12 protein-coding genes and 2 pseudogenes are annotated in these 11,529 nt (G+C 73.0%); 7 read left to right on the forward strand and 7 right to left on the reverse strand.

Annotation, left to right across the window (positions count from 1 at the left end; all coding sequences use genetic code 11):
• Positions 1-867 (reverse strand): DMT family transporter, encoded by an 867-nt coding sequence (locus tag ACWEVP_RS22825; RefSeq protein WP_452064578.1) that lies wholly within the window; start codon positions 865-867, stop codon positions 1-3.
• 500 nt (positions 868-1,367) lie between these two features.
• On the opposite strand from ACWEVP_RS22825, the gene ACWEVP_RS22830 reads away from it, so the two are divergent.
• Both ACWEVP_RS22830 and ACWEVP_RS22835 read left to right on the forward strand, forming a co-directional pair.
• A complete protein-coding gene (locus ACWEVP_RS22830) occupies positions 1,368-1,601 on the forward strand; it encodes a helix-turn-helix domain-containing protein (RefSeq protein ID WP_452064690.1) in 234 nt (77 codons plus the stop codon).
• A pseudogene (locus tag ACWEVP_RS22835) lies at positions 1,537-2,058 on the forward strand (IS30 family transposase); the annotation flags it as partial. The gene ACWEVP_RS22830 and the pseudogene ACWEVP_RS22835, both read left to right, overlap by 65 nt.
• Before the next feature lie 59 nt (positions 2,059-2,117).
• On the opposite strand, the gene ACWEVP_RS22840 reads toward ACWEVP_RS22835, so the two are convergent.
• Together ACWEVP_RS22840 and ACWEVP_RS22845 are read right to left on the reverse strand one after the other, a co-directional pair.
• Positions 2,118-3,800, reverse strand: coding sequence for a DUF885 domain-containing protein (locus ACWEVP_RS22840; RefSeq protein WP_452064579.1), 1,683 nt, complete (start codon positions 3,798-3,800; stop codon positions 2,118-2,120).
• Between the two features lie 42 nt (positions 3,801-3,842).
• Entirely contained in the window at positions 3,843-4,727 is an 885-nt protein-coding gene (locus ACWEVP_RS22845; protein WP_372668704.1) for a methylenetetrahydrofolate reductase, read from the reverse strand.
• Positions 4,728-4,776: 49 nt separating this feature from the next.
• Between ACWEVP_RS22845 and merB the strand changes: the two genes are divergently transcribed.
• The 5 genes and pseudogenes from merB to ACWEVP_RS22870 all read left to right on the forward strand — a co-directional run bounded on the left by merB (position 4,777) and on the right by ACWEVP_RS22870 (position 9,444).
• Entirely contained in the window at positions 4,777-5,469 is a 693-nt protein-coding gene (gene merB, locus ACWEVP_RS22850) for an organomercurial lyase (protein ID WP_452064580.1), read from the forward strand.
• Positions 5,470-5,529: 60 nt separating this feature from the next.
• On the forward strand, positions 5,530-6,621 hold the full coding sequence (locus ACWEVP_RS22855; RefSeq protein WP_452064581.1) for a polyprenyl synthetase family protein: 1,092 nt from the start codon (positions 5,530-5,532) through the stop codon (positions 6,619-6,621).
• A gap of 1 nt (position 6,622) precedes the next feature.
• On the forward strand, positions 6,623-8,095 hold the full coding sequence (crtI, locus tag ACWEVP_RS22860; RefSeq protein WP_452064582.1) for a phytoene desaturase family protein: 1,473 nt from the start codon (positions 6,623-6,625) through the stop codon (positions 8,093-8,095).
• Positions 8,092-8,668: pseudogene (locus ACWEVP_RS22865) on the forward strand (phytoene/squalene synthase family protein). The gene crtI and the pseudogene ACWEVP_RS22865 overlap by 4 nt, the downstream one beginning before the upstream one ends.
• On the forward strand, positions 8,665-9,444 hold the full coding sequence (locus ACWEVP_RS22870; RefSeq protein ID WP_452064583.1) for an LLM class F420-dependent oxidoreductase: 780 nt from the start codon (positions 8,665-8,667) through the stop codon (positions 9,442-9,444). Before ACWEVP_RS22865 ends, ACWEVP_RS22870 begins: the two are co-directional and overlap by 4 nt.
• On the opposite strand, the gene ACWEVP_RS22875 is transcribed toward ACWEVP_RS22870, so the two are convergent.
• The 4 genes from ACWEVP_RS22875 to ACWEVP_RS22890 all read right to left on the reverse strand — a co-directional run bounded on the left by ACWEVP_RS22875 (position 9,445) and on the right by ACWEVP_RS22890 (position 11,449).
• Positions 9,445-9,966, reverse strand: coding sequence for a CGNR zinc finger domain-containing protein (locus tag ACWEVP_RS22875; RefSeq protein WP_452064584.1), 522 nt, complete (start codon positions 9,964-9,966; stop codon positions 9,445-9,447). It lies immediately after the preceding gene.
• A gap of 33 nt (positions 9,967-9,999) precedes the next feature.
• Complete coding sequence (locus tag ACWEVP_RS22880; RefSeq protein ID WP_452064585.1) at positions 10,000-10,299, reverse strand: hypothetical protein; 300 nt, start codon at positions 10,297-10,299, stop codon at positions 10,000-10,002.
• Positions 10,300-10,657: 358 nt separating this feature from the next.
• Positions 10,658-10,903 carry a hypothetical protein gene (locus ACWEVP_RS22885; RefSeq protein ID WP_452064586.1) on the reverse strand — a complete coding sequence of 82 codons (246 nt, stop codon included), beginning with the start codon at positions 10,901-10,903 and terminating at the stop codon, positions 10,658-10,660.
• Between the two features lie 177 nt (positions 10,904-11,080).
• Positions 11,081-11,449, reverse strand: a complete 369-nt coding sequence (locus ACWEVP_RS22890; protein ID WP_364447219.1) for an Rv2175c family DNA-binding protein — start codon at positions 11,447-11,449, stop codon at positions 11,081-11,083.
• Between the last annotated feature and the right edge of the window lie 80 nt (positions 11,450-11,529).

An 11,529-nucleotide genomic window follows, 5' to 3' on the forward strand; every position in this document is an offset into this window, starting at 1 on the left:
CTACCGGGGTTCCGGCCGCCAGTACCCGATCACCAGCGCCGCGACCAGCACGCCGGCGCCGCACCACGCCGTGACGCTCAGCCGTTCGCCGAACAGCAGCGCGGCCAGGACCGTGGCGGTCAGCGGCTCGAGCACCGCCGACAGCGCACCCAGGACGGGGTGCGCCGTCGCGAGGCCGCGCAGGTACGCGGCGTAGGCGAGCGCGGTCGGTACCGCGCCGAGGTAGCAGACCACCGCGAGGACGTCGGCGTGCAGCGGCAGCGCCATGCCCGTCCAGCTCGCCGCGGGGGTGAGCAGGAGGCCGCCGATCAGGCCGCCGAACGCGGTCGTGGCCAGCGGGTCCATGACCGGTTTCGCGGTGAGCAGCGTCAGTGCCGCGAAGCCGGCCGCGGCGAGCAGCGCGAAGCCGACGCCGCCGAGGAGGTGGGCGGGTTCCTCGGGTGACCAGCGCAGCAGGACGAGACCGGCGAGGGTGCCCGCGACCGAGACGAGCGTCCAGCGGCCCGGTTTCCGCACCGCGGCCAGGGTGACGAAGACCGGGGCCGCGCCGATCGTGGTCATGGTCGCGATGCTGACGGAACTGAACGCGACGGCGGCGAAGTAGCTCGCCTGGAAGAGTGCGAACAGCCCGCCGACGGCGAGGAGCCGCCGGGCCGCCGGGGCGGTACGCGGAAGGGCGCCGCCTTTGAGGAGGACGGCCAGGGTGGCGATCCCGCCGCCGACGAGCAGCCGGTAGGCGGCGACGGCGAGCGGGTGGAGGCCGGCCAGCTGGGCGAGCAGCGAGCCGGCGAGGCCGCCGGTGCCCCAGAGGACACCGGCGAGGACGAGCGCGGCCGAAGAGCGGGCGCGCGTGGGGAGAACGAGCAAGGGAAACGCTCCTGCGTCGAAGGAAAAGGGAGTTCGACGACGCGGGGCGGTACGCAAGACGAATCAGCCGCGGGCGCTGGAGGCCACACGGCGGAGGACCACCCCGCTCAGTCGCGGGGCGGCGGGGTGACGAAGAGAATTCGGCGCACGAAGGGGAACTTAGCGCCGGGTGAGGGGCGGCGCGATGGGTTTTCCACAGGGCGGTGCAGTTGTGGACAGCCAAGCCGCGAGAGGGCTTTTCCAGCGGGTTTGTCGGGCGGGGCCGATAGGCTGGACGTGGGGACGCCCCCCTGGGTGGGCGGTTTCCAGGGGTGGCTGCAACACCTGAGTGTTCAGGAGTTGCCGCATGTCCTGACCGCCGAGCGGGTGGCTTACTTTGCGCTGGTGGAAGCGGGAACTGGCAGCGGAGAGGCAGCCGGCGGGTCGGAGTGCATTACCGGACCGCCACACGCTGGCGGGCAAAGGTGGCCCAGGCCGCAGCTACTCCGCCGTCGGTGGGGGTGTCCTCGCGATTGTCGAGCTTGGATGAGCGGGGCCGGATCGCTGATCGGGTCCGAGAGCCCGGGGTTTCGCTGCGGGCGATCGCTGCGGAGCTGGGCCGCCCGGTGTCGACAATCAGCCGGGGACTGGACCGCAACCAGCAACCGAATGGCGTATATCCGCCCGGATCGGCGACGGCCGCGGATGGCCACCCCGATGGTGATGATCAGCGACCGGCCGGCCGAGGCCGCTGATCGGGCGGTGCCGGGCACGGGGAAGGCGATCTGATCATGGGCGCTCACGACCGCCGCGCGATCGCCACACTGGTCGAACGCACTACCCGCTACGTCGTGCTGCTGCCCCTGCCCGGCGGCTATGCCCCGACCCTGGTTCGTGACGCCCTCATCGCGAAGATCGCCGCATTGCCAGCGCAGCGAGAGGCACCTGCACGGCCGGTTCACCGCGGCCACGGACATGCCGGTCTGCTTCTGCGACCCGCACGCCACCCTGGCAACGCCGCTCGAACGAGAACACCAACGGCCCGCTGCGCCAGCACTTCCCCACGGCACCGACCTCTCGATGCACACCGCCGCGCACCTCGATGCCGTCGCCACCGAACTCAAACACCGCCCCAGAACGACCCTCGACCGGGCCAGCCCAACGCATGACACAGTCACTCAACACCACCCACCAGCAGCAGTGTGGCAATGACCGCTAGAAGACGCCGAAGGGCGGGGGCCGCCCGTGGTCGGCGGGCCCCCGCGCACACCTCAGTCCAGCTGGGCCAGCTGCTCCCGCAGCGTGTCCAGGCCCATCCCGCCCATGCGCAGCGCCTCCGTGTGGAACCGCTTGATGTCGAACTCCGCGCCCGCCCGGGCCTGCGCGTCGGCCCGGGCGGCCAGCCACAAGCGCTCGCCGATCTTGTACGCCGGTGCCTGGCCCGGCCACCCCAGGTACCGGTCGATCTCGTCGCGGACGTGCGCCTGGTCCGTGATCGTGCGGGTCAGCATGAACTCCAGCCCCAGCTCCGGGGTCCACCGGGACCCTTCGTGGAAGCCGGTGCCGGCGGGGATGACCAGCTCGAGGTGCATCCCCAGGTCCACCACGACCCGGGCCGCACGGAACAGCTGCTCCGACAGCATCCCCAGCAGGTCGCCGTCGTCGGCCAGGTAGCCCAGCTCCTCCATCAGGCGCTCCGCGTACAGCGCCCAGCCCTCCGCGTGGCCCGAGGTGAACGCCATCAGGCGCTGGTACTTGTTCAGCCCCTCGGACTGGTCCACCGCCGTCGCGATCTGCAGGTGGTGACCCGGGGCTCCCTCGTGGTAAACGGTGCTCGTCTCTCGCCACGTCGAGAACTCGTCGCGGCCCGACGGCAGGGACCACCACATGCGGCCCGGGCGGCCGAAGTCCTCGCTCGGGCCCGTGTAGTACGCGCCGACGCCGCCGCCCGGCGGGGCGATCTTGCACTCCAGGGCCATCACGCGGTCGGAGATGTCGAAGTGCTTGCCGCGCAACGACTTCAGCGCCTCGTCCGACAGGTGCTGCATCCACGCTTCGAACTCGGCGCGGCCGCGGACGCGGTAGCGCGGGTCGGCGTCGAGAACCGCCGCGGCTTCCGCCAGGGACGCGCCCGGTTTGATGCGGTTCGCGACCGCGCGCATCTCGGACTCGATGCGCGCGAACTCCGCCCAGCCCCACTCGTACGCTTCGCGCAGGTCCAGCGCCGCACCGACGAAGTAGCGCGACCACAGGCGGTAGACGTCCTCGCCGACCGCGTCCTTCACCGGGGCCTTCGGGGCCAGCTCGGCGCGCAGGAACCCGGCGAACTCCGCGAACGCCTCCTCGGCCGCCCGCGCGCCGTGCGCGAGATCCGCCGCGAGCGACGGCGAAGACGCGCCCTCGACCAGCCGGGTGAAGAAGCCCGTCTCGTCCTTCAGGCCGGCCCAGGTCTCGCACTGCTCCGCGACCTTGCCGACCTGGCGCAGCGCCGCGACGTGCCCCGCGTCGGCCGCCGTGAGCAGGCCGCTGCGGACGTTCGCCAGCGCGTGCGGGACCTCGCCGAGGCGCGCCGACACGACCGACCAGTCCTGCTCGGTTTCCAGGGGCATCAGGTCGAACGCCATCCGCAGCTCCTGCACCGGGCTGGAGATGACGTTCAAGCTCGCGACGTCGAGGCCGGCCTCGTGGATCTCCAGCTCCAGGCCGACGCGCTCGGTGAACACGGCCTTGGCGGCGCGCTCGGCGGCGTCGCGCGGCTCGGCGGCGGTGACGGCGGCGTGCGCCCGCGCGGCCAGCCCGGCGCGCTCGGCGAACCCGTCCGCCGAGTAGTCGGTCAGCCGGTCGTCGTACCCCGTGACGCCGTAAGCGGTCGCGGCGACCGGGTCCGCGGCCGCGTAGTCGTCGACGTAGCGGTCACAGATGCCGTGCACGCCGTCGGAAGCAGTAGAAGCCATGCGGCGCACGCTACCGGCCCACGACCGGCCGGTGGTACGTACTTAAGCACGGGCCGGGACGAGCCCCAGCCGCGCGATCACCTCGCGCGTCGCCTTCGACCGGTTGAACGTGTAGAAGTGCAGGTTCGGCACGCCTTCGGCGATCAGCTTCTCGCACAGCTCGGTGGTGACGTCGATGCCCGCCGCGCGGAACGCCTTGGGGTCGTCGGCCAGCGGTTCGAGCCGGTCGAGGACCTTGCGGGGGGCCGGCGCGCCGGACAGCTTGATCGTCGTCTGCAGGGTCCGCATGGTCGTCAGCGGCATGACGCCCGGCAGCACCGGAACGTCGCAGCCGGTCGCGGCGACCCGGTCGCGCAGCCGCAGGAAGTCCTCGGGGTCGTGGAACAGCTGCGCGATCGCGAAGTCCGCGCCCGCGCGCAGCTTGCGGACCAGGTACTTCGTGTCCGACTCCAGGTCGGACGAGCGCGGGTGGCCGTAGGTGTACGCCGAGACGCCGACGCAGAAGTCACCCAGCTCACGGACCAGTTGGACCAGCTCTTCGGCGTAGGTGAGGCCCTCGGGGTGCGGGATCCACTCGCCGTAGACGTCGCCGGGCGGGTCGCCGCGCAGCGCGAGGATGTTGCGGACACCGACCGAGGCGTACCAGCCGATCACGTTCCGCAGCTCGGCGACGGAGTGGTTGACCGCGGTCAGGTGCGCCATCGGCACCAGCGTCGTCTCGGTCGCGACGCGGGCGATGCTGCGGACCGTGCCGTCGCGGCTGGAGCCGCCGGCGCCGTAGGTGATCGACATGTAGGCCGGGTCGTAGGGCTCGAGCTCCCGGATCGCCTTCCACAGGACGGCCTCGTCCGCCGCGTCCCGGGGTGGGAAGAACTCGATGGAGAACTTCGGCCCGTCTCCTCGCAACCGCTCGATCACCGACGTCATACCTCGAATGTTAAGGGTCTCCGCTCTAGACTCGATACAGGAGTGAGCGATGAGGTACGACGACGCGAGCTGGGACGAAGACGTGCGCCTGGCCGTTTACCACGCCTTCGCCGACCGCGGCCGCGCGCCGACCGGGCCGGAGCTGGCCGACGCCGCGGGCGGGTCCCTCGCCGTCGCCAAGCAGGCGCTGCACCGCCTCGCCGACGCCCACCACCTGGTTCTCGACGAGTGCGAGCACGTGGTGCTGGCCCACCCCTTCGCGGCCAAGTCGCTCGGTTTTTCCGTGATGGGCTCGCACACGCTCTGGTGGGGCGGCTGTGCCTGGGACTCCTTCGCCATCCCCCACCTGGTCGACGACGAGCCGGAGGTGCTCGTCGCGACCCGCTGCCCGGGCTGCGGCCAGCCGCACGCCCTGGTCGTGAACCGGGCGGAACCGCCGGAGGGCGCGCAGGTGGCGCACTTCCTCGTGCCCGCCGCCCGGATGTGGGACGACGTGCTGCACACCTGCGGGAACCAGCGGCTGTTCTGCTGCGAGTCCTGTGTGGACGCCTGGCTCGCGGCGACCGGGGGCGAAAAGGGGTACGTGATGGACCTCGTCACGCTCTGGCGGCTCGCCCGCGGCTGGTACGCGGGCCGGCTCGAGCGCGGTTACCGGCGGCGCGAGCCGGACAGCGCGGTCGCCTACTTCGCCGAGGCGGGCCTGACCGGGCCGTTCTGGGCCCCGGCCACGGCCGGAGTCTGATTCGCCACATCCGGGTGCCCCGGCGCCCCGCACCCCCGCGGGTTCGGCGAGGATGGCGGGATGAACGCGCCCGTCTCCGACGCCAATCTGCCCGTCCACGTCGAGCGCGCGCTGGCCGGGTTCCTCGACACGGCGGGCACCGCGATCCTGGACACCGAGCCGACCGTGGCCGCCGGGATCGACGCGCTGCGCGGGTTCGTGCTGAACGGCGGCAAGCGGCTGCGCCCGACCTTCGCCTGGTGGGGCTGGCGCGGCGCGGGCGGCGACCCGGCGGGCCCGGACGCCGAAGGTGTGCTGCAGGCGGTGGCCAGCCTGGAGCTGATCCAGGCGTGCGCGCTGATCCACGACGACCTCATCGACTCCTCCGACTCGCGCCGCGGCTTCCCGACCGTGCACATCGCGGGCGCGAAGCTGCACGCCGACCGAGGCTGGCTCGGCTCCCCCGCGACGTTCGGCCTGGCCACCGCGGTGCTCGTCGGCGACCTGGCCCTGGCCTGGGCGGACGACATGTTCGCCGAGGCCCCGCTGCCCGCGGAGACGCTCGCCGCCGCGCGCCCGGCCTGGCGCGCGATGCGCACCGAGGTCCTCGCCGGCCAGTACCTCGACGTCCGCACGCAGGCCACCGGCGACGCTTCCGTCGAGGCCGCGCTGAAGATCGACCGGCTGAAGACCGCCGCCTACACCGTCCAGCGGCCGCTGCACCTGGGCGCCGCGCTCGGCGGGGCGTCCGACGAGCTGATCGCCACGCTGCTGGAGTTCGGCGGCGAGGTCGGCGTGGCGTTCCAGCTGCGCGACGATCTGCTGGGCGTGTTCGGCGACCCGTCGGTCACCGGTAAGCCCGCCGGTGACGACCTGCGCGAGGGCAAGCGCACGCTGCTGGTCGCGCTCGGCCTGCAGCTCGCCGCCGAGAAGGGCGAGACGGCCGCGGCCACCGTGATCGCGGACGCGATCGGCGACGCGGACCTCTCCGACGAGGGCGTCGAGACCGTGCGGATGGCGTTGCGGCAGGTCGGCGCGGTCGACGCGGTCGAGCGGCGGATCGACGAGCTGACGACGGCGGCGCTGGCCGCGCTGGACCGCGCGCACCTGGCCGGGCCCGCGCCCGAAGCGCTGACCGGTCTGGTCGTCAAGGCCACCCAGCGGACGTACTGACGTGCGGACGATCGACGGCCCGGCCGACCACGTCGTCGTGATCGGCGCCGGGCTCGCCGGCCTTTCGGCGACCCTGCACCTGCTCGGCGCCGGCCGGCGCGTGACGCTGCTCGAACAGGCGGACACCCCGGGCGGGCGCGCCGGGCAGGAGAACTTCGGCGGCAACGCCGTGGACACCGGCGCGAGCGTGCTGACCATGCCGGAGCTGCTGGAAGAGGCGTTCGCCGCCGTCGGCGAGCCCCTGGCGAAGAACCTGCGGCTGACCCGGCTGGACCCGGCGTACCGGGCGCGGTTCGCCGACGGCAGCTCGCTGGCGCTGCACACCGACGGCGACGCCATGGAAGCCGAGATCCGCGAGTTCGCCGGTGCCCGCGAAGCGGTGGGCTACCGGGCGCTGCGGCGCTGGCTGAGCGAGCTGTACGCCGTGCAGAAGGACCGGTTCATCGGGACGAACTTCGACTCGCCCGCCGACCTGGCGCACCCCGCGCTGGCGAAGCTCGCGGCGCTGGGCGGGTTCGGCAGGCTCGGCCCGCGCGTCGGCCGGTACCTGCTCGACGAGCGCGTCCGGCGGCTGTTCACCTTCCAGGCCCTCTACGCCGGCCTCGACCCGGCGAGCGCGATCGGCGCGTACGGCGTCATCTCGTACATGGACACCGTCGGCGGCGTCTACTACCCCGAAGGCGGCATGGGCGAGATCGGCCGGGCGATGACCGGCGCGGCCGCGCGGGCGGGCGCCGACGTCCGGTTCGGCACCGAAGCCGCCTGGCTCGAACGGGTGAATTCGCGGGTGCGGGCGGTCCGGACGCGCTCGGGCGAGCGGATCGCGTGCGACGCCGTCGTGCTGGCCACCGAGCTGACGGCGGCCTACCGGCTCCTCGGCGCGCGGCCCAAGCGGCTCGTGCCGCTGCGCTACTCGCCGTCGGCCGTCGTCCTGCACGGGCGGACCACCGAGAAGTGGGACCTCGGGCACCACACGATCTTCTTCGGCGACGCCTGGGAGCGGACGTTCGCCGAGATCATCCGTGAGGGCAAGCTGATGAGCGACCCGTCGCTGCTGGTCACGCGGCCGACGGCGACCGACCCCGGGCTGGCCGGCCGCGGTGGCGAGATCGTCTCGGTGCTCGCGCCCGCGCCGAACCTGCGCGGCGGGCCGATCGACTGGGACCGCGTCCGCGAGCCGTACCGCGAAGAGCTCTTCCGCACGCTCGAAGCGCGTGGCCTGACCGGGTTCGGCGACGAGTTCACCGTCGACGAGACGATCACCCCGGCGGACTGGGCGGCGCGCGGGCTCGCCGCCGGGACGCCGTTCTCGCTGGCGCACACGTTCGCGCAGACCGGCCCGTTCCGGCCGGCGAACCTGGTGCGCGCGGCGGGCAACGTCGTGCTGGCCGGCTGCGGCACCACGCCCGGCGTCGGCATCCCGCCCGTGCTCATTTCCGGACGGCTGGCGGCGGAACGGATCACCGGCCGGTGAACGAACTCGACGCGGCGGGCATCCTCTCGCCGGACCTGCGGGCCGCGTACACGGAGTGCCGCCGCATCAACGCCCACCACGGTCGCACGTTCTTCCTGGCCACCCGGCTGCTGCCGGCGCGGGCCTTCGCGCGGATGGCCGACGAGCTGGTCGGCAACCCCGAACCGGGCAGCGATCCGGCGGCGTCCCTCGACCGGGTCGGCGACCTGGTGCTCACGGCCCTGCCCGACACCGTGCGGCGCTACGGCATCGGGCGGAAGCGTTCGACGCGTTCCTGAAGTCCCTGCGAATGGACCTTTCGCCGGTCAAGTACCGGACGTTCGCTGAGCTGAGCGAGCACACGTACGGCTCGACCGCGGCCGGCTTTACCTGCCGACGTCGGAACTCGTCGCGCGGACGCGGGCGGCGTACCGGCGGGCCGAAGCGGGGGTTTCGCAGCTGCTCCCGCACTACGACATCCTCACCCGGCGGGCGGTGGTCCCGAAGTCACGGAGGCTGGTAGTCGCACTACCCCCGTTGGCCGTGGTCTGGGCGCGCGGGACGTTCCAAGGCGGTCGTAGGCTGCGATCATGACCGAACGACGCATCCGGATCGGCCTGCAGCTCCAGCCGCAGCACGCCGACTACGACACCATCCGGCGCACCGCCTCGGCGGCCGAGGACCTCGGCGCCGACATCGTCTTCAACTGGGACCACTTCTACCCGCTGTACGGCGATCCCGACGGCCTGCACTTCGAGTGCTGGACGATGCTGGGCGCGTGGGCCGAGTCGACGTCCCGCGTGGAGATCGGCGCGCTGGTGACCTGCAACAGCTACCGCAACCCCGAGCTGCTGGCGGACATGGCGCGGACCGTGGACCACATCTCCGGCGGCCGGCTCATCCTCGGCATCGGTTCGGGCTGGTTCGAGAAGGACTACGACGAGTACGGCTACGAGTTCGGCACGGCCGGCGGCCGCCTCGACGACCTGGCGGAGTCGCTCCCGCGCATCGAGTCGCGGCTGGGCAAGCTGAACCCGGCGCCGACGCGCAAGATCCCGGTCCTGATCGGCGGCGGCGGCGAGAAGAAGACGCTCAAGCTGGTGGCCAAGCACGGCGACATCTGGCACGGCTTCGGCGACCCGGAGGTCGTCGAGCGCAAGGTGAAGATCCTCGACCAGCACTGCGCGGACGTCGGCCGCGACCCGGGCGAGATCGAGCGCTCGTGCGGCGTGCAGGGCGAGCCGGACGAGCTGGGCCCGAAGCTGCTGGGCCTGGGCGTCACGACGTTCACGGTCGGCGTGGGCGGCCCGGACTACGACCTGGGCGCGCTCGAGAAGTGGATCGCCTGGCGGGACAAGACGAACGGCTGATCACGCTCGTGCCCGGTGCGCGGCGACCCTTTCCCGTGTCGCGCACCGGGTTGAGCAGTACCTCCGCGGGCTCCCGCCGCCGGTGTGGGCGAACGGTTTCCCGCACGACGCGGACGCGCACAACCCGCCCGGCACGTCCTGGCGCTCGGCCAGCAGTGACGCCAGCCCCAGCGCCGACGACGTCACCAGCCACGCTCCCCACGGCCCGTCGTCGGCCGCGTCCACGTGCAAGTGCCAGCCGTAGCCCTCTTCGTGGTCCGTCAGGCGCGGTGGGCCCGCGTACTTCGCGAACAACGCGTTGAGCACCGCGGCCGCCGTGGTCACGTCCGGGGCCGCGAACACCTCGCGCAGTTCGCGCGCGGCAGCCCGCAACTCCAGCACGTCCGCGGCCGACAGGGAAACGTCCGGTTCGCCGTGCGCGTGCAGAACGCGAGCCACGGCCCGCGGAGCGGGGTCGGGCACCAGCAGCACGCCCAGCAACTCGACCGCGCGCTGCACGGAATCCCGGTGCGGAAAGGCCATACCCCACTGTAACGTCTTGCCCATGTTGAGGCGTTACCTGGCCGGGGCGACGCTCGCGCGGACCGGCGACGAGCTGTCCGGGCCCGCCCTGCTGCTGCTCGGGCTGACCGCGGGCCCGCACGCCGGGTCGGCGCTGCTCGCCGGGCTGACCGCGGCCGCCGCCGTGGGCGGGCCCGTCTTCGGCGCCTTCCTCGACCGCAGTCCCGCGCCCGGACGGCTGCTCGCCGGCGCCCTCGCCGGGTACGCCGGCGGGCTCGCGGTCATCGCCACGGTCTTCGGGCACCTGCCCCTGGCCGGCGTGGTCGCCGTCGCGGTCGTGACCGGCCTGCTCAACCCGGCCATCGCCGGCGGGTGGACGGCTCAGCTGCCCGCTGTCGCCCGACCGCGGCTCGAGAGAGCCAGCCGCCTCGACGCCCTGACCTTCACCGCCGCCGCGCTCGCCGGTCCCGGGCTCGCCGGGCTCCTCGGCGGCCCCCTCGGTCTCGGGCTGGCCGTCGGCCTGGTCGCGGCGGCCACGCCGATCGCCTGGCGCCTCCCCGAGAAGCGGCGCGCGGCCGGGACCCGCCTGCGCGACGGCTTCACGGTCCTCGTCCGCAACGTCCCGCTCAGGCGCGCGACGACGGCGTCGACGATCTCCTGCGCGGGCATCGGCATGGTCACCGTCTGTTATCCCCTGCTGGGCGCGGCTCACCTACGCGGCCCAGAGGACGGCGCCCTCCTGCTGACCGTCCTCGCGGTCACGTCCCTGCTCGCCAACGCGGTTCTCACCCGGAGACCGCTGCCGCCGGAGCGGACCGTCTGGCTGAGCACCCTGGTCCTGGCCGCGAGCGCCGCGCTGGCGGCCGCCGGCCACGGCGTCACGCTGCTGGTCGCCGCCGCCGCGCTGGCCGGGATCGCCGAAGGACCGCAGCTCACGGCCTTGTTCGCGATCCGCCACCGCGAGGCACCGGAGCACGTGCGGGCTCAGGTGTTCACGACGGCGGCGAGCGTGAAGATCACCGGCCTGGCGGCGGGAGCGGCGCTGGCCGGCCCGCTCGCGGCGTGGTCGCTGCCGGCGTGCCTGTGCGCCGCCGCGGCCGTGCACCTCAGCGCCGCTGCGACGTATCTGCGCAGGTCAGAAAGCCATCGCCTGCGCGCGCCGCTTGACCTCGGTGCCGTGGCTGGTGCGCAGGGCGTTGATCGGGGTGCTGCCGGGCAGGGTCTCGTCGGCCGTGAAGAGCCAGCGCAGCATCTCGGTCCGCGAGAACCCGGAGTCGGCGAGCACCGTGATCGTGCCGGCCAGGCCCTTGACGACCCCGTCCTTGACGAAGAAGTCGCTGGGCACGCACAGGTCGCCGTCGCGCTTGAGGGCGATCAGCTGCCCGTCGCGCAGCATCTGGCGGACCTTGTTGGCGGAGGTCCCGAGGACGTTCGCCACCTCCGCCAGCGGAAGAACCGCGATGGCGGTGTCGAGGACGTCGTCGGCGACAGGAATCCCACTCACACGTGACACTCTGCCACATTCCGCACTCACTCCCGCTAGTGCGCACGGGTGACCCGCGAGGTCTCCTCCACGAACCGTGT

Source organism: Amycolatopsis sp. NPDC003865 (assembly GCF_053605345.1).

Coding starts and splice junctions, on each gene's coding strand:
- ACWEVP_RS22840 (WP_452064579.1), bottom strand. CDS start 3,800: ATGGCTTCTACTGCTTCCGACGGCGTGCACGGCATCTGTGACCGCTAC.
- merB (WP_452064580.1), top strand. CDS start 4,777: ATGAGGTACGACGACGCGAGCTGGGACGAAGACGTGCGCCTGGCCGTT.
- ACWEVP_RS22845 (WP_372668704.1), bottom strand. CDS start 4,727: ATGACGTCGGTGATCGAGCGGTTGCGAGGAGACGGGCCGAAGTTCTCC.
- ACWEVP_RS22870 (WP_452064583.1), top strand. CDS start 8,665: ATGACCGAACGACGCATCCGGATCGGCCTGCAGCTCCAGCCGCAGCAC.
- ACWEVP_RS22875 (WP_452064584.1), bottom strand. CDS start 9,966: ATGGCCTTTCCGCACCGGGATTCCGTGCAGCGCGCGGTCGAGTTGCTG.
- ACWEVP_RS22855 (WP_452064581.1), top strand. CDS start 5,530: ATGAACGCGCCCGTCTCCGACGCCAATCTGCCCGTCCACGTCGAGCGC.